This is a genomic window from Bradyrhizobium sp. CCBAU 11361, from assembly GCF_028128935.1.
GTDB lineage: Bacteria > Pseudomonadota > Alphaproteobacteria > Rhizobiales > Xanthobacteraceae > Bradyrhizobium > Bradyrhizobium niftali.
Genome location: NZ_LBJZ01000194.1, coordinates 199,805 through 221,298 on the forward strand (window position 1 = coordinate 199,805; position 21,494 = coordinate 221,298).

24 protein-coding genes are annotated in these 21,494 nt (G+C 64.2%); 6 read left to right on the forward strand and 18 right to left on the reverse strand.

Features of this window, described 5'->3' with window-relative positions; all coding sequences use genetic code 11:
* Position 1: 1 nt before the first annotated feature.
* The 5 genes from XI08_RS35125 to xoxF5 form a co-directional block, all read right to left on the reverse strand.
* Positions 2-454 carry a (2Fe-2S)-binding protein gene (locus XI08_RS35125; RefSeq protein WP_027546456.1) on the reverse strand — a complete coding sequence of 151 codons (453 nt, stop codon included), beginning with the start codon at positions 452-454 and terminating at the stop codon, positions 2-4.
* A gap of 638 nt (positions 455-1,092) precedes the next feature.
* Positions 1,093-1,656: an S-(hydroxymethyl)glutathione synthase gene (gene gfa / locus XI08_RS35130; protein WP_027546457.1), complete on the reverse strand. Its 564-nt coding sequence runs from the start codon at positions 1,654-1,656 to the stop codon at positions 1,093-1,095.
* A 32-nt stretch (positions 1,657-1,688) separates the two neighbouring features.
* Positions 1,689-2,798 carry an S-(hydroxymethyl)glutathione dehydrogenase/class III alcohol dehydrogenase gene (locus XI08_RS35135; RefSeq protein WP_011088955.1) on the reverse strand — a complete coding sequence of 370 codons (1,110 nt, stop codon included), beginning with the start codon at positions 2,796-2,798 and terminating at the stop codon, positions 1,689-1,691.
* Between the two features lie 60 nt (positions 2,799-2,858).
* The gene (locus XI08_RS35140; RefSeq protein WP_442869888.1) at positions 2,859-3,380 is read right to left on the reverse strand and encodes a c-type cytochrome, methanol metabolism-related; all 522 of its coding nucleotides are present in this window, start codon (positions 3,378-3,380) and stop codon (positions 2,859-2,861) included.
* An 81-nt stretch (positions 3,381-3,461) separates the two neighbouring features.
* Positions 3,462-5,273: a lanthanide-dependent methanol dehydrogenase XoxF5 gene (gene xoxF5 / locus XI08_RS35145; RefSeq protein ID WP_027546459.1), complete on the reverse strand. Its 1,812-nt coding sequence runs from the start codon at positions 5,271-5,273 to the stop codon at positions 3,462-3,464.
* A 515-nt stretch (positions 5,274-5,788) separates the two neighbouring features.
* Here xoxF5 and XI08_RS35150 point away from each other — a divergent pair.
* Positions 5,789-6,757: a helix-turn-helix domain-containing protein gene (locus XI08_RS35150; protein ID WP_271577922.1), complete on the forward strand. Its 969-nt coding sequence runs from the start codon at positions 5,789-5,791 to the stop codon at positions 6,755-6,757.
* Positions 6,758-6,797: 40 nt separating this feature from the next.
* Here XI08_RS35150 and XI08_RS35155 read toward each other — a convergent pair whose 3' ends face one another.
* The 6 genes from XI08_RS35155 to XI08_RS35180 form a co-directional block, all read right to left on the reverse strand.
* Complete coding sequence (locus tag XI08_RS35155) at positions 6,798-7,223, reverse strand: hypothetical protein (protein ID WP_027546461.1); 426 nt, start codon at positions 7,221-7,223, stop codon at positions 6,798-6,800.
* A 144-nt stretch (positions 7,224-7,367) separates the two neighbouring features.
* Positions 7,368-8,357, reverse strand: coding sequence for a Bug family tripartite tricarboxylate transporter substrate binding protein (locus XI08_RS35160; RefSeq protein ID WP_271577923.1), 990 nt, complete (start codon positions 8,355-8,357; stop codon positions 7,368-7,370).
* A 102-nt stretch (positions 8,358-8,459) separates the two neighbouring features.
* Positions 8,460-9,485, reverse strand: a complete 1,026-nt coding sequence (locus XI08_RS35165) for an FUSC family protein (protein ID WP_271577924.1) — start codon at positions 9,483-9,485, stop codon at positions 8,460-8,462.
* Positions 9,486-9,719: 234 nt separating this feature from the next.
* Positions 9,720-10,643 (reverse strand): substrate-binding periplasmic protein, encoded by a 924-nt coding sequence (locus XI08_RS35170; RefSeq protein WP_271577925.1) that lies wholly within the window; start codon positions 10,641-10,643, stop codon positions 9,720-9,722.
* On the reverse strand, positions 10,640-10,996 hold the full coding sequence (locus XI08_RS35175; protein ID WP_271577926.1) for a c-type cytochrome: 357 nt from the start codon (positions 10,994-10,996) through the stop codon (positions 10,640-10,642). The genes XI08_RS35170 and XI08_RS35175 overlap by 4 nt, the downstream gene beginning before the upstream one ends.
* A gap of 10 nt (positions 10,997-11,006) precedes the next feature.
* On the reverse strand, positions 11,007-12,671 hold the full coding sequence (locus tag XI08_RS35180; protein ID WP_271577927.1) for a methanol/ethanol family PQQ-dependent dehydrogenase: 1,665 nt from the start codon (positions 12,669-12,671) through the stop codon (positions 11,007-11,009).
* Positions 12,672-13,013: 342 nt separating this feature from the next.
* Between XI08_RS35180 and XI08_RS35185 the strand changes: the two genes are divergently transcribed.
* The 4 genes from XI08_RS35185 (at position 13,014) to XI08_RS35200 (ending at position 15,289) form a co-directional block, all read left to right on the forward strand.
* Complete coding sequence (locus XI08_RS35185; RefSeq protein WP_027546467.1) at positions 13,014-13,406, forward strand: EF-hand domain-containing protein; 393 nt, start codon at positions 13,014-13,016, stop codon at positions 13,404-13,406.
* A 171-nt stretch (positions 13,407-13,577) separates the two neighbouring features.
* Positions 13,578-13,658 carry a pyrroloquinoline quinone precursor peptide PqqA gene (gene pqqA, locus XI08_RS35190; RefSeq protein WP_012029362.1) on the forward strand — a complete coding sequence of 27 codons (81 nt, stop codon included), beginning with the start codon at positions 13,578-13,580 and terminating at the stop codon, positions 13,656-13,658.
* A gap of 256 nt (positions 13,659-13,914) precedes the next feature.
* Positions 13,915-14,784, forward strand: coding sequence for a hypothetical protein (locus XI08_RS35195; RefSeq protein ID WP_442869889.1), 870 nt, complete (start codon positions 13,915-13,917; stop codon positions 14,782-14,784).
* A gap of 295 nt (positions 14,785-15,079) precedes the next feature.
* Positions 15,080-15,289, forward strand: coding sequence for a hypothetical protein (locus XI08_RS35200; RefSeq protein ID WP_271577929.1), 210 nt, complete (start codon positions 15,080-15,082; stop codon positions 15,287-15,289).
* A gap of 10 nt (positions 15,290-15,299) precedes the next feature.
* On the opposite strand, the gene XI08_RS35205 is transcribed toward XI08_RS35200, so the two are convergent.
* From XI08_RS35205 to XI08_RS35225, 5 genes are read right to left on the reverse strand one after another with little or no spacing between them, the layout of a single operon-like run.
* The gene (locus XI08_RS35205) at positions 15,300-15,647 is read right to left on the reverse strand and encodes a hypothetical protein (protein WP_271577930.1); all 348 of its coding nucleotides are present in this window, start codon (positions 15,645-15,647) and stop codon (positions 15,300-15,302) included.
* 41 nt (positions 15,648-15,688) lie between these two features.
* On the reverse strand, positions 15,689-16,498 hold the full coding sequence (locus XI08_RS35210; RefSeq protein WP_271577931.1) for a pentapeptide repeat-containing protein: 810 nt from the start codon (positions 16,496-16,498) through the stop codon (positions 15,689-15,691).
* Between the two features lie 47 nt (positions 16,499-16,545).
* Entirely contained in the window at positions 16,546-17,274 is a 729-nt protein-coding gene (locus XI08_RS35215; protein WP_271577932.1) for an ABC transporter ATP-binding protein, read from the reverse strand.
* Positions 17,264-18,001: an ABC transporter permease gene (locus XI08_RS35220; protein WP_135176688.1), complete on the reverse strand. Its 738-nt coding sequence runs from the start codon at positions 17,999-18,001 to the stop codon at positions 17,264-17,266. Before XI08_RS35220 ends, XI08_RS35215 begins: the two co-directional genes overlap by 11 nt.
* 1 nt (position 18,002) lies before the next feature.
* The gene (locus tag XI08_RS35225) at positions 18,003-18,983 is read right to left on the reverse strand and encodes an ABC transporter substrate-binding protein (protein WP_271577975.1); all 981 of its coding nucleotides are present in this window, start codon (positions 18,981-18,983) and stop codon (positions 18,003-18,005) included.
* Positions 18,984-19,070: 87 nt separating this feature from the next.
* On the opposite strand from XI08_RS35225, the gene XI08_RS35230 reads away from it, so the two are divergent.
* Positions 19,071-19,430: a hypothetical protein gene (locus XI08_RS35230; protein WP_167771181.1), complete on the forward strand. Its 360-nt coding sequence runs from the start codon at positions 19,071-19,073 to the stop codon at positions 19,428-19,430.
* Positions 19,431-19,631: 201 nt separating this feature from the next.
* On the opposite strand, the gene XI08_RS35235 is transcribed toward XI08_RS35230, so the two are convergent.
* Both XI08_RS35235 and XI08_RS35240 read right to left on the reverse strand, forming a co-directional pair.
* Positions 19,632-20,450 carry a quinoprotein dehydrogenase-associated SoxYZ-like carrier gene (locus XI08_RS35235; protein ID WP_271577933.1) on the reverse strand — a complete coding sequence of 273 codons (819 nt, stop codon included), beginning with the start codon at positions 20,448-20,450 and terminating at the stop codon, positions 19,632-19,634.
* A 70-nt stretch (positions 20,451-20,520) separates the two neighbouring features.
* Positions 20,521-21,447 (reverse strand): quinoprotein relay system zinc metallohydrolase 2, encoded by a 927-nt coding sequence (locus tag XI08_RS35240; protein ID WP_271577934.1) that lies wholly within the window; start codon positions 21,445-21,447, stop codon positions 20,521-20,523.
* Positions 21,448-21,494 lie beyond the last annotated feature (47 nt).

Sequence of the window (21,494 nt, forward strand, 5' to 3'; positions counted from 1 at the left end):
GTCACACTCCCGTGGATGCGAGATGGACCGCGTTCTCGATGCGCTGGTAGCAGCCGCAGCGGCAGATGTTGCCGGACATGGCCTCGCGGATCTGGTCGTGCGAGGGCTTCGGGTTGTCCATCAAGAGCGCTGCGGCCTGCATGATCTGGCCGGCCTGGCAGAAGCCGCATTGGGGCACGTTGACCTGGCGCCAGGCTTTTTGAACCGGGTGATCGCCGTTCGGATGCAATCCCTCGATCGTCGTGACCTCGCGTCCGGCGACGTCGTTGACCGACGTGATGCAGGAGCGCACCGCCTCCTTGTCGACGATGACGGTGCAGGCGCCGCACAGGGCCTGGCCACAGCCGAACTTGGTCCCGGTCAGCCCGGCCTCGTCGCGCAGGAACCAGAGTAGCGGGAGATTCGGGTCGCCGTCCCAGCTCTGTTCCTGGCCGTTGATCTTCACCTTGATCATGATCGTCCCTCGCTCTTCATAAGCATGAATTGAAATACGCCGGCATGCGCCGGCGGGGCTCGTGCGTCGTCGCAACGTCCCGCCGTCATCCCGCGCGGGCAAATCCCGGAGGGAGGCAGGAACGCCTAGCGATGTCTGGATGTGCTCGATACCTCCCGTTTTGTTCTTGTTTGATTGAACTTCGCGCGGCATCGTCACGGCGCGATCGCAGCAGCGATCGGCCGGCCCCGGCGTTCACAGCCGGGTGTTCTCAGCATGCAGAGATTGCATCTGGGGTTTGTCAAAAGCAGGGCGCGGCATTGCGCCGCGCGCATTGTGCAACTGCAAAGCAGGTCGCAATAAAAAAGCTTCGTCCGCCAGAAAGACTGTACGGACGAAGCAGGATGCCTCAGTCGAGGGAGGGAGAAACGCAGGTACCGCGGGCTTCAAGCGGGAAGCGGGCGGCACTGCGCAGTCATTCAGAGACCAGGACTGAGGGAGCGCATAGCCCTCGTAGAAGCAGAGTGCAGAAGCGGCGGCTTCGCTGCGATCGTGGGAAGCCACCTCCGTCCGGCTCGCTGGTGCTGGTCGGGACCAGCGAGCGGACGTGGCGTGGGTCTGGCGGCCCTGCTCGGGCCGCCTCGTTCAGGCGGCCTTCGTCAGGCTGCTTTGGCTTTCGCCACGTGGGTCGCGATCGCGTCCATCAGCGCCGGCGACAGGCAGTCGTAGGGCTCGAGCCCGATTTCCTTCAGCCGCGAACGGATGCCGGCCATCTGCTCCGGCTTCACGCCGGATTCGATCACCGAGGAGACGAAGGCGGCGAATTGCGGCGCCTGCGAGCCCTGCTCCTGGAACAGTTCGGGATGGATGAAGTCGAGGCCATAGAACGGATGGTTCTTGTTCTCGATGCGGCCGTACATGTGCGTGCCGCAGGCCTTGCAGGCGTGACGCTGGATCACCGCGGAGGCGTCGACAATCTGGAGCTTGTCGCCGTTCTCGAGCACGGTGACGTTCTGGCGCGGCACCACGGCCACGACGGAGAACGTCGCGCCCTGCGGCTTCCAGCACTTGGTGCAGCCACAGGCGTGGTTGTGGGCGACGTCGCCCTTGATGCCGACCTTGACCTGATGGTCCTTGCATTTGCAGGCGAGCGTGCCACCGGCGAAGCTGCCGCTGCCCTGTTTGAGGCCGTTGTCGATCGATGGGTGGAGTGCAACAGTCATGGGTCGATCCTCCTTGGGGTGATGGCGGTGAGCTAGTAGACGACGACGGAACGGATGGATTTGCCCTCATGCATGAGGTCAAAGCCCTTGTTGATCTCTTCGAGCTTGAGCACGTGGGTGATCATCGGATCGATCTGGATCTTTCCGTTCATGTACCAGTCGACGATCTTCGGCACGTCGGTGCGGCCGCGCGCGCCGCCGAAGGCCGTGCCGCGCCAGTTGCGGCCGGTGACGAGCTGGAACGGGCGGGTGGCGATCTCCTTGCCGGCTTCGGCGACGCCGATGATGATCGAGGTGCCCCAGCCGCGATGGCAGGCTTCCAGCGCCTGGCGCATCACGGTGGTGTTGCCGGTGCAGTCGAAGGTGTAGTCGGCACCGCCGTCGGTGAGGTTGACGAGATGCGGGACGATGTCGCCGGTGATCTTCTTCGGGTTGACGAAGTGGGTCATGCCGAACCGGCGGCCCCAATCTTCCTTGGAATCGTTGACGTCGACGCCGATGATCTTGTCGGCGCCGGCCATCTTGGCGCCCTGGATCACGTTCAATCCGATGCCGCCGAGGCCGAACACGACCACGTTGGCGCCCGGCTCGACCTTGGCGGTGTTGACGACGGCGCCGACGCCGGTGGTGACGCCGCAGCCGATGTAGCAACTCTTGTCGAACGGCGCGTCCTCGCGGATCTTGGCGACGGCGATCTCCGGCAGCACGGTGAAGTTCGAGAAGGTCGAGCAGCCCATGTAGTGGTAGATCGGCTTGCCCTTGTAGGAGAAGCGGCTGGTGCCATCGGGCATCACGCCCTTGCCCTGCGTCGCGCGGATCGCGGTGCAGAGATTGGTCTTCTGGCTCAGGCAGCTTTTGCACTGCCGGCATTCCGGCGTGTAGAGCGGGATGACGTGGTCGCCCGGCTTCACCGAGGTCACGCCAGGGCCGATCTCGCGGATGATGCCGGCGCCCTCATGGCCCAGGATCGATGGGAAGATTCCCTCGCTGTCGAAGCCGTCGAGCGTGTAGGCGTCGGTATGGCAGATGCCCGTCGCCTTGATCTCGACCAGGACCTCGCCGGCCTTCGGTCCTTCCAGATCGACCTCGACGATCTCAAGCGGCTTCTTCGCTTCGAAAGCGACGGCGGCACGTGTCTTCATCGTAAACTCCTCAGATTCTCGCAGGACGCCAAGAAGTAGTCTCGGCAGTCCTCGTAGCGTTCATTTCTTGCCCATGCAGGCGTCTTCCGCCTTGGTGTAGGTCTCGTTCTTCTCCTCCTTCTTGGAGGGACGCTGCCGGCCCCAGGCCTCGTCGGAGCGGGCGCGCAGATAGACATAGAGATCGTCCATGTAGCAGGCGACGTTCGGGTTGTCGCCGAAGGCAGGCATGACGTTCTCCTGCGCTGTCGAGATGTTCTTGCGACCGGAGGCGACGACGCCGAGGAAGTCGCCATAGCTCATGCTCTTGACCGAATCCTTCAACGCCGGTGCGTAGGTGGATCCCATGCCGTCGGGGCCATGGCAGACGTGGCAGTCGGAGTGATAGCGGCGATATCCGGAATAGGTGAACCAGTCCACGGTGCCGTCGGCCGAAATCTTGTAGGTCGGGTTTCCTTCCTTATCGAGCCACTTTCCGTCGTCTTCCTTCTTGACCGCGGTCGGGTCGCCCGGACCGTCCGCAACAGCAATTCCCCCCGAGGTTACGAAGATTATCGCAGCAATGACAAAGCAGATTTTACGCAAGAGATTATCCTCGAAGGCATCAGGTGGAGACGAGCCGGCGCGTGGAGTTGATCCACGCGCCGGAGCGACACGAAGGTGAGGCTAGTTCGCCGCCGGCAGCGAGAACACGGTCAGCGTACCGCCGAGTGCCGTGTAGTTGCTGAGAGCCGCGTAGCCACCGACTGCGCCGAGACCGGCGGTCGGATCGGTCAGACCAGCTGCCAGACCGATGCCGGCCCAGCCGCCCACGCCGGAGAGCACTGCGACATACTGCTTGCCGCCGTTCTCATAGGTCGTGACGTTGCCGATGATGCCGGAGGGAGTCTTGAACTTGTAGAGCTCCTTGCCGGACTTGGCGTCGACCGCCTTCAGGTAGCCTTCGAGCGTGCCGTAGAACACCACGCCGCCGGCGGTTGCGAGCGCACCCGACCAGACCGAGAACTGCTCCTTGTTCGACCAGACGATCTTGCCGGTCTTGCCGTCCCAGGCGATGAAGTTGCCCATGTGGCTTTCACCCTGCGGCGGATACATCGAGAGCGTCGCACCCACATAGGGCTGGCCCGCGGTGTAGCTCACCTTGAACGGCTCGTAGTCCATGCAGACGTGGTTGGTCGGAACGTAGAACAGCTGCGTGTCCGGCGAGTAGGCTGCCGGCTGCTCGTCCTTGGTGCCGAGCGCGGCCGGGCAGATGCCCTTCACGTTGTGGTCTTCGCCGGCCTTGTCGGTCGAAGCTGCGTCGAGCACCTTCGGACGGCCATAGGTCGGCGAGTTCTTGTCCATGTCGACGCCGGAGGTCCAGTTCACCTTCGGATCGTACTTTTCGGCAACCAGCAGTTCGCCGTTCTCACGGTCCATCGTGTAGGCGAGGCCGTTGCGGTCGAAATGGGTCAGCAGCTTGCGCGGCTGGCCGTTGATCTGCTGATCCGAGAGGATCATCTCGTTGACGCCGTCATAGTCCCACTCGTCATGGGGCGTCATCTGATAGACCCACTTGGCGTTGCCGGAATCCGCGTCGCGAGCGAAGATGGTCATCGACCACTTGTTGTCGCCCGGACGCTGCTTCGGATTCCAGGTCGAGGGGTTGCCCGACCCGTAATAGACGAGGTTCAGAGCCGGATCGTAGGACATCCAGCCCCAGGTGCAGCCGCCGCCGATCTTCCACTGATCGCCTTGCCAGGTCTTCAGCGAGGAGTCGGCTCCAACCGGCTTGCCGAGCGACGTCGTCTTGGCCGGGTCGACCTTGATCTGGTCGTCCGGACCTTCGGAGAAGGCGCGCCAGACCTGCTTGCCGCTCTTGAGATCGTAAGCGGTGACGTGGCACTGCACGCCGAATTCGCCGCCGGAGATGCCGACCAGGACCTTGTCCTTGACGACCAGCGCCGCCGAGGTGCCGGTCTGGCCCTTGCTCGGATCGCCGTTCGTCGCCGACCACGCCACCTGGCCGGTCTTGGCGTCGAGCGCGACGAGGTTGGTGTCGGCCTGATGCAGGATGATCTTGCCGTCGCCATAGGACAGGCCGCGGTTGACCGTGTCGCAGCACATCACCGGGATGACGTTCGGATCCTGCTTCGGCTCGTACTTCCAGACGATCTTGTTCTCGTTTGAAAGGTCAATAGCGTAGACCTTGTTCGGGAACGGGGTGTGGACGTACATCATGTTGCCGATGATCAGCGGTCCGCCTTCATGGCCGCGCAGCACGCCGGTCGAGAAGGTCCAGGCGACCTGGAGCTTGCCCACGTTTTGTGCGTTGATCTGGTTCAGCTTGGAATACCGGGTATTGGCGTAGTCGCCCGCCGGCATCACCCAGTCTTTCGGGTTCTGCGACATCTTGATCAGCTCGTCATTGGCTGAAGCGCTGCCGACGGCGAGAGCCGCGGCGGAGCCAAGATAGGTCGCCAGTAGCACCTTGCGCATAGTCATTTCCTCCGTTGGTATCGTTTATTGTTTCCGAAGCGTTGCTCATTCACCGGGCTTCTCGTCCGGCGTCTGCTCGTGCAGGGCGGTCGCGATTGGGACCAGAAACGATGGTGCGGTGTTTCCTCCTCCTGATGAGAGCCACGGGTCCACGTGCAGGAGCGGCCCGTTCTTTTTGTTCCTGCCGCAATCCCTAACGACTTCGTCAACGGGAAACTTGCCCAAGAGAGAAGCCGGTTTGCTTGACAGCGCACGGACGCGAAGATTTTGATTTTGCAGTAGCGAATTCAGCGGCTTCCGCACCGCGTCGGGATCACGTTCAGCGCTCAGGTTCCCCTTGACGGCGCTGCAACTAAGGCGGAGGATTAACGTTCAAGGGTGGCAATGAAACGATGGCGCTCGTTGCAAAAGACCGCTCAAATTCGAGGTGAACGTCACGCAATCTCGGCTGAGGGCTCCGGCAGCGCTGGTCGCGATTCGCGTCGAATTTCCGAATCAAACCAGTGGCTGGATTAATGTCCGACACAATTCATACGCTCTCGACGACTGGAATGACGCCGAAGCGCCAGATCCAGAGCTGGATCGACGGGCTGACCAGCCTGTGTGGGCATTTCGACGTCGATCCGCTGGAGGCCTCCTCGCTCGAAGGCCGCATCGACTACACCTCGGTCTCCCGCCTGAAGCTGTGCCAGATCGAGGTCAGCCAGCATCGCATCGCGCACACGCTCGCGCGCGCCAAGGCCAACGAGCACCCGTACATCAAGATCCACTTCCAGACCTACGGCGTGTCCTATTTCGAGCAGGAAGGCCGCCACATCGAATTGAATCCGGGCGACATCATCGCCTATGACGTCTCCTGCCCGCATTCGATCATCAGCCCCGCCTTCACGCGTCACGACGTGGTGATCGTGCCGAAGGCGCTGCTGCGCGACCGCGGCTTCCCATCGCAGCGGATGCCGGCCTGCAAATTGTCGGCGAAGACGGGTACGGGACGGATCGCCCACGATTTCGTCCACGCGACCTTCGACGAGGCGGCCAAGCTGTCGGCGAACAGCGCGGTCGGCGTCGCCGATTCGCTGATCGACCTCTTGCTGCTGCCGCTGCGCGAAGCCGACACGATGTTCGATCGGGTCGGGCCCGAAGCGATGTATGTGCGCGCGCAGTTCTTCATCCGCGAGCACCTGCGCGATCCGGATCTGTGCATCGACCAGATCTCCGCCGAGCTCGGCTGCTCCAAGCGTTATCTGCACATGCTGTTCTCCGAACGCGGCACCACGGTGAGCGATTACATCTGGCAGGCGCGCTTGCAGAACTGTCGCCAGGAGCTCGAGGCCCACGCCGGCAAGACCATCACCGACGTCGCTTTCTCCTGGGGCTTCTCTAGCTCGTCGCATTTCAGCCGGGTGTTCCGGAAATATTTTGGCGTGGTGCCGTCCTCGATCCACAAGGCGCAGCACGGCACCGCGGCCGCGAACGAGCATTAGGCGAGCGCCGCAGCCGACGCAGGCCGCGCGGCGATATCTCTCAGGCCGATATGGCGACGTAGGGAATGCTGGTCACGAGAGCGACGAGCAGCACCGCGTTGCCCAGCATTCCGCTCCAATGCAGCCGGCGCAGCCGGTGCGGGGCTTCAGCGTCGCCCGCGTCCCTCGCGCGGAGCTGGTCGTCGATCCGTTGCATGAACCAGCGGCGCCCCCAGATGGCCAAGGCTGCGATCAGGCCAACGCCCATCGCGGCGATCAGGCGACCGTCGAGCAGGAAAGCCAGCGCCCCGATCACGCCGGCAACGCGCATGACCAGAAAGTGAGCGTTGAACATCCCACGCAATAGCTGGGCGACGGGCTGGATATCGAGCTTCACCAGCAGGAAGGCGGGCGAGGCCAGGGTGAAATAGCCCATCGGAAAGAGCAGGATGACCATAACGCCAACTGCGACTCCATCCGGTGTCATACGATCGGCCCTTCTTGTCGGCCCCGGTGAGGGCTTCCGGCAGCGCGCACAATCATAGCGGGAAAATGCGCTTCCGACACTAGGCTTTGGTCGGACGCCGGGCCGCACAGCGGATGCTCGCCCGCTGCGTCATGCCTCGAAGGTTCAGGCCGGCTCGAGGCCGAGCGACTGCGCGCTCTCGATCCAGATCGGCAGCTCGCGCTGATAAAGGGCGTTGCTCTCCTTGAAGCCGATCGCCGGTTCGAGCACGAAGGTCGCGAGAACCTCCTTCACCTTGGGGTCGCTGTTGGCGGCGACGCAGAGCTCGGCCAGGCGGTCGACGACCGGCTGCGGCGTCGCCTTCGGCACCGCCCAGCCGGAGAATCCGCTGACGGTAAAGAATTTCGACGTCGCTCCCTGCTCGGGGAGGGTCTTGATCGCGGGAATCGCGTCGACCTTCTTCGAATGCACCGCGAAGACGGTGCCGCGGTCGCTTTGCAGGACGGATTGCGCGGCCGTGTAACTGCCCATCGCGGCATCGAGCGTGCCTTCCAGCATGCCCGTCCACATCGGCGCTTCGCCGCGGTAATGGACCGGCTCGATGTTGAGGCCATACTGCTTGTTGAGCTCGTTGATCGTCATGTGTGGGGCCGAGCCCGCACTGTAGGTGCCGAAGTTGACCTTGCCGCTCTTGCGCGCGAACGCGACGAAATCCTCCAGCGTCTTGACGCCGGTCTTGGGGTTCGCGACCAGCAGGAGGCCGGCACCGGGAATGACGCTGACGAGCGCCAGATCCTTGTCCATGTCGTAGCCCGGATTCTTCATCACCACCCGGTTCATGATGTAGGTGGTCGAGATCGAGCACAGCACGGTGTGGCCGTCGGGCTCGGCGCGGGCGACCTCAGCCGTGCCGATCGCGCCGGAGGCGCCGGGCTTGTTCTCGACGACGACGGTCTTGCCGACCTGCTTGGAGATGAATTCGCCATAGGCGCGCGCGAGGAGGTCGGTCTGTCCGCCGGCGGGATAGCTGCAAATCATGCGGATCTGCCGCGACGGCCACGCAGCTTGTGCGGAGGCGCTGCGCGAGACGAAAGGCATCGCGAGTGCGCTGGTACCGGCGGCGATGAAATGGCGGCGATCGAGTTTTTCGGACATGATTCTCTCCCGGATTTTTGCCGAAAGTACTGCATCGTGCCGCCGCTGCCATGGGCGACAGGCGAGACAGATTGGCGCATTCGAATGTCGCCGGTCCTCGCGTCACCCGGACGATCGGGCCTTCCGTATGACGCGCAGCCAGACGATCTCGGTCAGGGCCACCGCAACGAGGCCGAACGTGCCGCCGATCAGCACGTTGACGATGCGCTCCTCCGCAATGCCGCTGGCGCCGCCGGCAAAGGACGCGGCGAGCGCAATGAAGAAGCAGCGCAGGCCGAAGCCGACGATGTAGCGGGAGAAGGAGATCAGCGTGAGGGTGGCTGCGAGCACCGCGAGTGCATAGCCGATCCGGCTTTGCGGCAGCACGATTCCGGCGAGGAAGCCGAGTGGCACGCCGACGAGCGCGCCGATCGCCCGCTGCTTCAGCTTGCCAGTGGACGCCGAGAGATCGCCGACCACGACGCTTGCAGCCGACCACATCACCCATTGCCCCTGCGCAAGGTCGAGGATCTCGACCAGCGCCGCCGCGGCGAACACCGCCATGGCGGTCGCCGCCGCGGGCAGAAACCATTCGGCCGCGGGCGGTCCGAACGAGGTCGCCGCGCCAGCGTCACGTCGCCGCTGGTCGTAAACCTGGATCGCGCAGACGAGCGCCAGTGCGATCGGAGAGGAGACGATGATCACGCCGGCATGGCGGAGGGCCTCCGAGGCGCTGACGCCCTCCCGCACCTCGCAGGCGAGATAGACGGCGGGGATAAACACCCAATTGCCGAGCGTGCGGAAATGTTCACCATTGCGCGTCACCGCCACTGCAAGGAAGCCGGCAAGCGCCGTCAGCACCACGAATAGCGGTTTGACGGGCGCTGCAAGGAAAAGCGCGGCAAAGGTGACGAGGATCGCGAGATAGTGCCACGCGATCACTTTTGGCGGCAGGTGCAGCCTCAGCGCGGGAATGAGCAACGAGACCGCGACCAGCCCCAGGTTCAGCAGCGCCGTCTCGCGCGCGATGAAATAGGCGGCCACCATCGGACCGACGACGATCAACGCGCGCAGCAGCTCGCCGGTCTTGATTTCCCGGGAGACGGCGGCGCGCAGACCGGTCGCAGACGGGATGGTCGGGGAGTTCACGATGACACCAGCGCGTCGAAATGAAGCACGACACATAACACGGAAACGAAATCAGTGCTTTGGCGTGGGACGACAGTCTCGCCACATTCTCGCTGTCATCGCCCGGCTTGACCGGGCGATCCAGTACTCCGAGACGGTTGTGTTCGGACCGATGGGTGGCGGCGTACTGGATGCCCCGCCTTCGCGGGGCATGACGGCAGAGAACGAGGCGCGACCGCTCTCGCTGAACAGGCGTCACCGCTGAATGATCTTCATCCAGACATCGCCGAGGATCGCGGGCTCGCGCGGCGGCAAATAGGTGAGGCCGGCCTGCTTGCCGAATTCGGCGATCTTGCCTTCAGCGGCGAGCTCGGTCAGCGCCTTGTTGACGGCGTCGATCAATGCGGGATCGCCGGCGAGCCCGACATAGCCGCGATTGGCGCCGATCGGATAATAGTAGCCGGACGCGGTGATCGGCGCATCCGGATGCGCGGCGCGATGGGCATCGAAGCGGCCGAGGTCGATCAGTGTCGCGTCGTAGTCGCCACGTGCCAGCGCGCCGAGGAGATCGTCGCGGCCGGGGACGCGATGCGTGACGTTGTCGATCAGGCGTCCCTTGTCGAAGGTCATCAGGATCGCATCGCCCAGCGATCCGCTCTCGATGGCGAGGCGGAGTCCGGCAAGATCGCCGATGTCGGCGATCTTGCGCCCCTTCGCCTTCGGCCCGAGCACCACCGTCATCGGCGAATAGACGTAAGGCTGGCTCGGCGCGAGCACGCCGAGTGCGACGCGGCGCCGCCGGTCCTCGCGCGTGGCGCCAGCGAAATCCGGCAGGCGCGCCGTCTTCATGCCTGGCTTGACGAGGGAATCCGTCGTCAGCGCGTAGCCGCCGACCAGCGAGCAGCGCCCGTCGGAGAGCAGCGCATTGGCCTCGAGCTGCGGGCTGGAATCCTCGTCCAGCTTGCTCTCGAACCACTGGATCTTCAGCGGTCGCCCCATCCGCTCCGCGATCGCCTGCGCCAGCAGCACATCGAAGCCGGAGTCCGGCTTGCCCTTGTGATGCACCGACAGCGGCGGGCGGTCCTCGTCGAGACAGACATTCAAGAGATCATCGGCCGCATGCGCAGCATTGGCCGCGAGGATCGCGGCGAGGCTCCAGGCGGCTAGCCAGCGCCTCATGGCTTCCTCCGGCTCGAGATGAAGGCCCAGAGATCGCCGATCTCGTCGTCGCTGAGGATATCGCCCCACGGCGGCATCTTGTTGTTCTTGCCGTTCTTCACGGTGGTGATGAAGCGCGTCTTGTCGTCGGGAAAGGCGCGCAGGTCCGGCGTGATGGTGCCGGAGTTCAACATGTTGGGACCGTGGCAGTGCGAGCACTTTGAAGCATAGGTCGACTTGCCATGGTCGATCTGCGCCTGCACGGGATTGCCGGTTGCGTCGTCCGCGGCACGAACGGTCGCAGCAAGCGCGACCGTCAGCACCGCGACGGTGGCGATGGCCGCCACCGTCTTGTGAGCTACGTCCTTCAGCATCGTGCCGTGGTTACTGCTTGACTGCAAAGACCCACAGCGAGCCGCCGGGCGGCACCTTGGCAAGCCGCTCGTCGCCGGAGAACAGCGAGTAGACGCCGCCATAGCCGCTGGTGACGGCAACATACTGCACGCCGTCCTGCTGCCACGTCACCGGCTGCCCCTCGATGCCGGAGCCGGTCTGGAACTGCCAGAGCTTCTTGCCGGTGTCGGCGTCGAAGGCCTCGAACTCGCCGGTCAGCGCGCCCGAGAACACGACGCCGCCCGCGGTCGACAGCACGCCCGAGAAGCGCGGGATGTCGCTTGGCGCTTCCCACTTGGCCTTGCCGGTCATGGGATCGATCGCCTTCAGATGACCGCGCGGGCCGTCACCCCATTCCCAGAGATCGGTGAGGTCCATGCCGAGATACCATTCGCCCTGCTTGAAGGTGACGGGCTCGGTCTTGTACCTGCCGCCGAAGGCGAGCGTGTTGGCGTAGGCAAGGCCGGTCTGCGGATTGAACGACATCGGCTCCCAGTTCTTGCCGCCGAGGATCGAGGGATAGACGGTGACCTTCTTGCCCTCGCGCGCGTCCTTCGAAACGTCGGTCTCGATGGGGCGGCCTGTCTTCATGTCGATGCCGGTTGCCCAATTCACCTTCACGTAAGGATTGGCCGCGAGCAGCTTTCCGTTGGTGCGGTCGAGCACGTAGAAGAAGCCGTTGCGGTTGGCATCCATCAGCACCTTGGTCGGCTTGCCCTCGACATTCATGTCGGCGAGGACCATCTCGGCCACGCTGTCATAGTCGAACGGATTGTTCGGCGAGAACTGGTAGTGCCACTTGATCTTGCCGGTCTTGGGATCCATCGCCAGCACGGAGCAGGTGTAGAGGTTGTCGCCGGGGCGCACCGCCGAGTTGAACGGGCCGGGATTGCCGATGCCCCAATAGACCGTGTTCAGCACGGGATCGTAGGAGCCGGTGATCCAGGTCGAGCCGCCGCCGAGCTTCCAGGTGTCGCCCTTCCAGGTGTCGCCACCGGGCTCGTCAGGCGAGGGGATCGAATGGGTGCGCCACAGATGCTTGCCCGTCGCCGGATCCCAGCCGTCGATGAAGCCGCGGGTGCCGAACTCGGCGCCGGAGATGCCGGTGATGACGACGCCGTCGGCGACCAGCGGGGCCACCGTCATCGAATAGCCTTCCTTGATGTCGGCCGCCTTCTGCCGCCACAGCTCCTTGCCGTCCTTGGCGTCGAGCGCGATCACGTTGGCGTCGAGGGTGGTGCGGAACACCTTGCCGTCGTAGAGCGCGGCGCCGCGGTTGATGATGCCGCAGCAGACGATGCGCGGCGTCTCGGCGGGATACTCGATCTTGCTCTTCCAGATCTGCTTGCCGGTCTTGGCATCGACCGCCATGGTCGCGTTGTGCGAGGTCACGTAGATCACGCCCTGGTACACCAGCGGCTGCGATTCCTCGCTGCGATCGTCGTTGAAGGAGTAGTTCCAGACCGGGACGAGGTTCTTGACGGTGTCCTTGTTGATCTGCTTCAGGGTCGAGAAGCGCTGGAGATTGTAGCCCATCCCGTAGTTGAGAACGTTCGATGTATCGGTCGCACCCTTGACCAATTGCTCGGTGGTCTGGGCGCTTGCATACGTTGATGCAAGCATGACGAGGCTCGCGGCCATCGCAAAGCGTTTCATCCGTTCCTCCCAATATGCGCGCCTTTTGACGCTGCGACAGCAACACTCCGCCGGAATGCAAAACGCGTCAATACGAAAGTCGTAATCGAGACGCCGATATGTTAGACGGCAGGTGCCGGTCACCTGACGGAAACCTTACAGTCGCCTCTCACTTGTGCGCAGGCGCTGGAAAAATTCCGTGGCATGAATCGGTGCCGAGCGCAGGCCGCCGGGTTCGGGCAGTCTGGTTCCGCGAGTTGTGCGGCGCGCAGGTTGCAATTCCGGACTTGAACCGGGGCTTGCTTGTGGACTTATGTTGTTTCGATCCCGCTCGAATCGGGGCTCTTGGTCAGGGAGGTTTTGATGATTTCGCGTCGCTCTGTTGCGCTTGCGCTCACGATTGCACTGCTGTCCGGTCCGGCGTGGTCGGCCTCCGGCAACGCGATCAAGATGTTCGATACCGACAATGACGGCACGCTCGACCTTGCCGAGGTGAAGAAGGCCGCGACTGCATTGTTCGCAAAGCTCGATCCCGATCACGACGGCACGCTGGATGCGCGCGAATTGCGCGGACGGCTGACGGCGAAAGAACTCGCCGCCGCCGATCCCGACCGCGACGGGACTCTCACGCTCGACGAATATCTGTCCGTGGTGGAGCAGCGCTTCAATGCCGCCAATCCGGACAAGGACGGGACGCTGGATGCGAAGGAATTGAACTCGCGCGCCGGCCGCGCACTGCTGCGCTTGTTGCGCTGAGAGCGGCAGTGCTTGACTGGGAGCGAAGGTGATTTGCCCGAGAGGGAAATTCGCGGGCTAAATGCGACAGTTCGCTGTATCTGCCGTTCATTTCCAGGCTTGCGCTGCATCTGACGCAGCCCTAGGTTTTGCCCCGCGCGATGTCGCGCTCAATACCTTGGGAGACCCCGGATGGCTTGGAAAGCTCCGAAGATCGTGGAAGTGCCGGTCGGCATGGAAATCAACATGTACGCCTGCGCTGCGCGCAAGTAAGACCGACGAACCTGCCACGGCTTCGGTGGCGAATGCTATCGAAGCCGTGGTAGTGTTCGGCACCCTCGTGGCTGCGCCTCGCGCTTTGTCGTCGATGCAACTTCATACCTGAAAAGTCACACCTAAAAAGTCACACCTGGGCTGGCTTCGACACGCTCTGTCCAAAATCTCGGTCGTGCTCTTGCCGCAGTGTGTTACGCTGGCGCTCGGTCAGCGCTGCTGCCGCTTTGACGCGGTGCGGCCTTCAGGACACGGGATGCACGGCGGAGCTCGCAAATTTGGGGTGGCGATTGCGTGCACGATCGCGCTCGCACCGGCATATGCCAGCGCCGAGGAGGGCTTCGATACCGAGCACATCTTCGGCTTCATGATCGGCACCGATGTCGGCAACCCCGGCGAGCGCGAATTTCAGAGCCAGACCACGGGGCGATTCGGCAAGGGCGGCGGCACCTATCGCGCCCTCGCGCAGGAGGTCGAGATCGAGGTGGTGCCGTTGCCGAACTTCCGCATCGAGGTCGGTGGCACCGCAAGCTTGCACGACATCACCGGCGTCCCCGATATCGACGATCGCCGTCAATTCAATTTCCAGGGCGCCTCGCTCGACCTGCGCTATCGCCTGCTCGACCGCGAGCACGCGCCGTTTGGCCTGACCGTCGCCGCCGAGCTCCACGGCGACCGGATCGACGAGACCAGCGGCGCGAAGGGGCGGATGTACGGCACCGACTTCACGCTCGCCTTCGACCGCGAACTGATCCCGAACTTCGCTATCGGCGCGCTCAACCTGATCTATCAGCCGGAATGGGCGCGCTTCGAGGTGGCGGGACTGTCCGAGAAAAGCTCCACGATCGGCGCGGCCTTCGCCGGCCTCGTGCGGGTGCGGCCCAACATGCTGCTCGGCGGCGAGCTGCGCTACTTCCGGCAATACGAGGGCATCGGCCTCGGCGAGTTTTCGGGCCAGGCCCTGTTCGTCGGCCCGACCGCCTATTTCCAGCTCTCCGAGCGCTCGCGCCTCACCCTAAGCTGGAGCATGCAGGCCTGGGGCCGTCCGGCCGGATCGGGCGCCAATCTCGACCTCGTCAATTTCGAGCGCCATCAGGCGCGGCTGGTGTTCGGGGTGAATTTCTAATGCAGGGGTCGTCATGCCCGGGCTTGTCCCGGGCATCCACGTTCTTTGTGCCGGGGAGCAAGGCGTGGATGGCCGGGACATAGGCGAGCGGAAGCGACGCCGTCCTTCGGACGGCTATGCCCGGCCATGACGGTGTGGAAGCGTCAAGGCCTTAAGCACTAGCCTCGCATGTCAGGACCTCGCGCAGCAGAGAGATCGGCTGTTCCATCCATCCCTCACGCCCGTTTGAAACTTCCCTCTCCTTGAAACGTAACCTTTCGTGCTAAATTCCATCGTCCCGCGAGAGGATTCCGGCATGAACCCGATCGACCTGGTGGTGACTGTGTGTGCGGTGCTCGCGCCTGCGACCTGCGAGGAACAGCATCTGGTGTTCAACTATGCGGGGTCGCCCCGCCAATGCGTGATGGCCGCGCCGCCCTACATCGCGCAATGGGTCGGCGAGCATCCGAAGTGGCAGGCGGTGCGGTGGCGCTGCGAATATCCGCACCCGAACGACAAGGCGTGACGCGGCCGTCCTATTTTGTGCAGTCCTTCAGGTCCTTGTCGGCGATCGAGAACACAGCATCCGCCTTGATCTCGATACCGAGGACGAAGCACTGGCGCGCATTGGGAAAGGTGACCTTGGCGTCATAGCGGCCAGGCTCGATGCCGGTGATGCGCAGCCGCTCGTCGTGATCGACCTCCTTGTCCTTGTCGTTCAAGGTCTGGTTAGGGCCGAACTCGGGCTTGCCAACCGGCGATAGCTGGAAGCCGGTGATCGTCTCCGTGGTCAGATTCCAGAGCCGGATGCCCTTGCCCTTGCTTTGTGCGGCGGCTTCGCCGGCAAGCGCCAGCAACGCGATCAACACCAGACCCCAACGCATCAAATCGTCCTCCCAAAGATCGTCCACCCAAGGCGACGCCGTTATTGTCTGATCAGGCGCTCGCGGTTCTTTGCCTTGTCGAAATTCCGGGCGCGGTCAAGGCCGTTCGGTGCGATCAGCTTCGCTGAGGTAAGATCAGCGCCATCGAAATCGGTGTCGGTGACGGTGGCTCCGGTCAGGTCGGCGCCGCCGAGCTGAGCATTTTTGAGCGACGCACCGGTCAGGTCGGCTCCCTTGAGGGAGGCAAATTCAAGATCGACGCGCGACAAATCGGCGTTGCGCGCGTTCAGCCGTTCCAGATTGGCGGATCTCAGTACCGCGCGCATCAGCCCCATCGACTGGTTGCGCATATCGGCGCCAAGATGCGCGTCCGCGACCGAGGCGCCGACCAGGCTTGCGCCGGTGAGGTCGGCAGCGATGCGCGCTCCCGACAGGTTCGCGCCGTCGAGGCGCGCGCGGGCCATTTGCGACGCGAACAGATTGGCGCCCTTCAGGCTTGCGCCGGTAAGATCCGCATCCAGCAGCCAGGCCTGATCGAGGATCGCACGGTCGAGCCTGGCGTCTCGGAGTATTGTCTTGTTGAGCCGTGCGGCGCGGAAAATCGCGTTGGACAGGTCCAGCCCCGAGAGATCGAGGCCCGACAGGCGTTTGCCGGTGAAATCGGCAGGCTGCGCGGCGCTCGCTTTGGCCAGCACCGCCTCGACCTCCGGCCTGGTCATTTCGGCCGAGACCATCGCGGGGGAGGTGAGGTCGACGTCACGCATCATGTCCTGCGCGCGCGCTGTCATCGCGACGAGTGCGAGGCCAAGCGTCGCAAGACCAAGCGTTGCGAGGGCGACCGTCCGCGTCATCATCAACTCCGCCGCCGGCCTGTCTAGCACGTCCGCCGGGCGACCGGCTATGAGACATCTCGCTCGGCGCGGTCGCCTTGAGTTCGTCGGGCGAGATCGGCCTTGATCGCCGCAATCTCGGCTTCGCCGCGTGTGTCGCGCGGGATGCCGATAGGCACCTCGGCCACGATGCGCGCCGGCCGCGGCGACAGGAAGAACAGGCGGTCGCCGAGGCGGATCGCGTCGTCGATACTGTGGGTGACGAGCAGCGTCATCACGGGGCGGCTTGCCACCAGCGTGGCGATCTCGTCGCGCAGGCGGCCTGCGAGCGCGTCGTCGAGCGAGGCGAGGGGCTCGTCGAGCACGAGCAGGTCGGGCTCGACCGCGAAGGCGCGGGCGAGCGCGACGCGGCGGGCAAGGCCCAGCGACAATTCGCCGGGAAAGTGGCTGCGATGGGCCTCCAGCTCCAGGATCCTGAACAGCTCCGACAACTTCGCATCGGAAATGCCGGGCGCAGCCAACCGCACATTCTGCTCGACCGAGCGCCACGGCAGCAGCCGCGGTTCCTGGAACACCATGCCGATCCGCGCCTCCGGTGGCCGCGCGATGGTCCCCTGAAAGTCGCGGTCGAGGCCGAGGAGGATACGCAGCATCGTGCTCTTGCCGCAGCCGGAGGGTCCGATCAGCACGCCGACCTCGCCGGATTGAAGCGCGAACTTGATCGGCGCCAGCACGTCCTGCGTGCCACCCGCCGCGTTCCTGAACGCCTTGCCTGTGATGTCGACCTCAAGCCGCACGGGGTCGCCACCTTGTTGCACGGGCCTCGAACGGCTGCACCAGCACCGTCTCGATCACGAGCACGACGGCCGCGAATGTCAGGGAGTAGGCGAGCAGGCGCGGCGTGTCGAACAGCTGGAAGGCGACCCCGATCTCGAAGCCGACGCCGTTCGGCCGTCCCAAGAGTTCGGCGACCAGCACGATCTTCCACACCAGCGACAAGCCGGAGCGGGCCGAGGCTGCGATATAGGGCGCAAGCTGCGGCAGCACGACATGGCGGAAGGCGCGCCAGCGCGGCATCGCGAACACGCTCGCCATCTCGTCCAGCGAGCGGTCGAGCGCGCGCGTGCCCTCGCGCAAGGTGACGATGGCGGTCGGCAGCTTGTTGATGGCGATTGCGGCGATCGCGGCCGCCTCAGTCAGGCCGGCCCAGATATAGGCCAGCACGATCACGACCAGCGCCGGCAGGTTGAGCAGCAGGATCAGCCAGGGATCGCCGAGCCGGTCGGCGAGTTTCACCCGCCCCATCAGGTAACCGATGGCGCTGCCGAGCGACATCGCCAGCACGAAGGCGAGTGCGACGCGCGCCAGCGTGGCGCCGAGATGCAGGAACAGCGCGCCACTCGAGGCTTCCGCGATGATGACGTTGAGCACGGCAGGCGGGGAGGGCAGCTTTGCGCCGCCGACGAACAGCGCCGCGATCCACCAGGTCGCCAGGAACAGGGAAAACGAGAGAAGACGCAGCACCTCAGTCTCCGGGGACTGCGTGATAGAAGGTGCCGGGATCGAGCTCGGCCGCCGGCCCGACCAGGTCGCGGCCGCCGGTCTCGGCCAGCACGCGGTAGAGCACGCGCGCATCCGTCTCCTCGTCGGCGATGCTCCGGCGCGGAATGCCGTCGCGATAACGGTCACGGTAGGTCTTGAGCATGACGGCATCGCTTGTGCCGGTGAGCGGCGCGATCTTCTCCCAGGCCGCGTCGGAGGTGACCAGCAATTGCTTGGCCTTGCGGGTCATCGCGATGAAGCGCGCCACCGCCTCGCGATGGCTTGACGCCCAGCTCTCGTCGAAGACATAGCCGACCGCGGAGACAGCTCCCTTGGCGCCCAGCTTGGGAAGGATGTCCTCGATGCCGGCGAGGCGGCGAAAGCCCTTGGCCTCGAGCTGGGCGCAGAAATTCCAGAAATTGAGGCTGGCATCCATCTCGCCGTCGAGCGCCTTGGCGGCGATCAAAGGCGGCGCGCCATAAACGATGGTCGCTTCCGACTTCAGGTCGATGCCGTCCTGCTTCATCCGCGCCTGCAGCAGCAGCCAGCTCTTGTCGATCGGGCCGCCACCGACGGCGAGCTTGCGGCCCTTGAGGTCGGCGAGCGTCTTGATCGGCGAGGCCGCGGGCACCATTACCGCGCCGAGTGCGCTGGAATAGGGGTAGAAGGTGAGCTTGGCGCCGAGGGCGCGCTCGCGCGACACCCACAGCCAGTCCGACAGGATGATGTCGGCGCTGCCGGCGCGGAGCGCGATCTTGCCGGCTTCGGGGCTCGCAAGCTCGGTGACCTCCAGCGACAGGTCGGCGTCCTTGTCGAGGCCGCCGGCCCGGATCGCGGCCAGCTCCCAGGAGAATGTTCCGGTCTTCTGCACCGCAAGGCGGATGGTATCCGCGGCGCGGCCGCTTGCGACCTGTGTCAGCGCCAGCGTCACCGCGAGCGCCAATGTTCGACCAAGTGCTCTCATCACCTTGTGAGCCGTTTCCTCGAAGGGAGTGCTTTTCAGGACAATACGCATAGCATAGCTTTCGTCGCAACCAGCGGGAGGACGCTCATGAATCTGGCGGGACAGCTACGACCGATTGTCGCCGCATTGGCGGTGCTGGTGGCGGCCGTGTCCACGGCGCGCGCCGAGGAGGCCAACGACTATCCGACGTCGGCGCGTGCGGAGTACGTCTATGGCTGCATGAAGGCCAATGGCGAGACGCGGGCCGCGATCGAGCAATGTTCCTGCTCGATCGACGTGGTCGCCTCGATCGTCACCTATGAGCGCTACGTCACCGCCGAGACCGCGCTCAGCATGTCCCAGGTCCGCGGCAATCTCGGCGTCCAGTTTCGCACCTCGGAGCAGGCGAATTCGGCGGTGAATGATTTGAGGCGGGCGCAGGCCGAGGCCGAGGTGAGGTGTTTCTGATTTAGCGCCGCATAGACGGTGCAATCCCTTCCCCCCTTGTGGGAGAAGGTGGCGCGAAGCGCCGGATGAGGGGTATCTCTCCTCACGCTCAGTCGTTTGAGAGTGTCGCTCGCGGAAGCATACCCCTCACCCGTCTCGCCGCTACGCGGCGATCCACCCTCTCCCACAAGGGGAGAGGGTAAGTCAGCGCAAGCCTCGCGACTAAGTCCCCGGCTTCTCCACATCCCACTCATTGCGGAACACGTGCCCATCCGTGTCCTTGGCTTCCGCGCGGAAGCGCTTCGCGCCGTTCGACACGTAGATGAAGCGCAGATTGGGATCTTCGGAGATCGAGATGCCGCCTTCCATCGACAGAACGGGGCTGTCGTCCTGCGTCAGCTTCAACTGGTTGACGAAGAAGGCGGGAATATAGAGCTGCGTGACCTGGTCCATTTGCAGGCCGGAATTGTTGGGATGGCCGATCATGATCTGCGCCTCGCGGACGCGGCTCGCCGGCGCGTCCTCGCGCGCGAATTGCCGGTAGCGCATCTGCCCAAGCCGGTTCTTCGCTTCCTCGACATTCTTTCCCGCCGGCGCAGAGCAGCCGCCGGAGGCCTTCACATATGTCTTCGACACGTAGAGCTGGCCGTCGCTGAGCTCGGCCACCGCGTGGACGTCGGTGTAGTTGTTGACCCGCACGCGCGTGGAGATCTCGCTGACATTGGCATCCGGCCCGAGCTCGAACTTCGCCGCCATCGGCGCCGGGTTGCGGTCGATGACCAGCGTGATCGAACGGATGCGGCGGGCATCGCCCGGCGAGAGCTTGCTGCGCAGGGTCACCGGCACGATGGCGGCATCCTCGGCGCGATACGGCATCTCGATGCCGATCACGTCGGCGCCGTCGTTCATGGGACGGTTGCTGAAGATGTCCTGCACCAGGCCCGGCCAGGGATCGTAGGCCTCTTCGGCCTGCGCCGGCACAGCGAAGGCGATGCCGAGAAGCAGGGCGATCAGGGGCAGGCGGCGTATGCATCCCGTCATGGTCGTGGTCCCGTGCGGACGAAGCAGTCAGGGTCCGCGAAGCTGATCGTGGCATAGCGTAGCGCGCCCGCTACTCCCATTCAATTTCCGAAAATGCTGCGGTTGCGTTGCGGGCGTTGTAGTCGTCGAACAGCTGCCAGTGCGTCCGTTCCGATTCAGCTGCCTTGTCCGCGGCGGTTCGGATCGGCGCGCCCTTCTTGTTGAGTGTGCGGACGTCGGACAGCATCGTCGTGAGATAACGTCGTTCATCGGCGAGCGCCGCAGGCCAATCGCTCACGGGGCCGTGACCGGGAACGACGCGGGTTGCCGGAACCGTTTCAAGCTCCTTGAGCAGGGCAAGCCAGCCGCGAATGCTGCCGTCCATGACCGGAATGTGGCGGAGAAAGACGAGGTCGCCCGTGAACAGCGTGTTGGTCGTCTCGTCGAACACCGTCAGATCGCTGTCGCTGTGTGCGGCGGGCCAGGCCCGCAAGATCAGGTGGCGCGATCCAAGATCGAGCGTCATCGTGTCCGACACGAGCAGGGTGGGCGGTACGATCTTCACGGGATCGATCAGCTCGTCGCCCATGATGCGTCTAAAATTGTCGAGATAGTAGGGCCCGCGCGTTGCCAGGGCCTGCGGCAGCTTGCTGTGGCCAACGAAGCTGGTTCCTTCCGCCACGAAGGCCGCATTGCCGAAGACATGGTCGGGATGGCCGTGGGTGTTGATGATGTAGCGGATCGGCTTCTCAGTACGGGCCCGCACGGCCGCCAGCAGCGCCTCGCCCTCGCGGAGGCTGCCGCCGGTGTCGATCACTGCGACCGCATCAGCGCCCACGATGAAGCCGACATTGGCGATGTCGCCCTCGTTCTCGCGCGTCATCAAAGCGATGGTCCCGGAGTGTACGAAGATTCCCGGCGCGACTTCGCTTACAGGCAATTCGGCTGCTTCCGTGCGTGCTAGCGTCGCTATCCCGAGCAGGGTCAGGGCGGCGATCCTTGAAGCGATGTGAGACACTTTTCCGCCTCAGTTCAAAGGGTTTGCTGCATTGCACTGTAACAAAG

Bases quoted from the DNA above. Each gene is read 5' to 3' on its own strand.
- XI08_RS35150 (WP_271577922.1), top strand. From the start codon at position 5,789: ATGTCCGACACAATTCATACGCTCTCGACGACTGGAATGACGCCGAAG.
- XI08_RS35235 (WP_271577933.1), bottom strand. From the start codon at position 20,450: ATGACGGGATGCATACGCCGCCTGCCCCTGATCGCCCTGCTTCTCGGC.
- XI08_RS35210 (WP_271577931.1), bottom strand. From the start codon at position 16,498: ATGACGCGGACGGTCGCCCTCGCAACGCTTGGTCTTGCGACGCTTGGC.
- XI08_RS35125 (WP_027546456.1), bottom strand. From the start codon at position 454: ATGATCAAGGTGAAGATCAACGGCCAGGAACAGAGCTGGGACGGCGAC.
- XI08_RS35205 (WP_271577930.1), bottom strand. From the start codon at position 15,647: ATGCGTTGGGGTCTGGTGTTGATCGCGTTGCTGGCGCTTGCCGGCGAA.
- XI08_RS35185 (WP_027546467.1), top strand. From the start codon at position 13,014: ATGATTTCGCGTCGCTCTGTTGCGCTTGCGCTCACGATTGCACTGCTG.
- XI08_RS35230 (WP_167771181.1), top strand. From the start codon at position 19,071: ATGAATCTGGCGGGACAGCTACGACCGATTGTCGCCGCATTGGCGGTG.
- XI08_RS35160 (WP_271577923.1), bottom strand. From the start codon at position 8,357: ATGTCCGAAAAACTCGATCGCCGCCATTTCATCGCCGCCGGTACCAGC.
- XI08_RS35180 (WP_271577927.1), bottom strand. From the start codon at position 12,671: ATGAAACGCTTTGCGATGGCCGCGAGCCTCGTCATGCTTGCATCAACG.
- xoxF5 (WP_027546459.1), bottom strand. From the start codon at position 5,273: ATGCGCAAGGTGCTACTGGCGACCTATCTTGGCTCCGCCGCGGCTCTC.
- XI08_RS35170 (WP_271577925.1), bottom strand. From the start codon at position 10,643: ATGAGGCGCTGGCTAGCCGCCTGGAGCCTCGCCGCGATCCTCGCGGCC.
- gfa (WP_027546457.1), bottom strand. From the start codon at position 1,656: ATGACTGTTGCACTCCACCCATCGATCGACAACGGCCTCAAACAGGGC.
- pqqA (WP_012029362.1), top strand. From the start codon at position 13,578: ATGGCTTGGAAAGCTCCGAAGATCGTGGAAGTGCCGGTCGGCATGGAA.
- XI08_RS35200 (WP_271577929.1), top strand. From the start codon at position 15,080: ATGAACCCGATCGACCTGGTGGTGACTGTGTGTGCGGTGCTCGCGCCT.
- XI08_RS35195 (WP_442869889.1), top strand. From the start codon at position 13,915: ATGCACGGCGGAGCTCGCAAATTTGGGGTGGCGATTGCGTGCACGATC.
- XI08_RS35155 (WP_027546461.1), bottom strand. From the start codon at position 7,223: ATGACACCGGATGGAGTCGCAGTTGGCGTTATGGTCATCCTGCTCTTT.
- XI08_RS35225 (WP_271577975.1), bottom strand. From the start codon at position 18,983: ATGAGAGCACTTGGTCGAACATTGGCGCTCGCGGTGACGCTGGCGCTG.
- XI08_RS35135 (WP_011088955.1), bottom strand. From the start codon at position 2,798: ATGAAGACACGTGCCGCCGTCGCTTTCGAAGCGAAGAAGCCGCTTGAG.
- XI08_RS35175 (WP_271577926.1), bottom strand. From the start codon at position 10,996: ATGCTGAAGGACGTAGCTCACAAGACGGTGGCGGCCATCGCCACCGTC.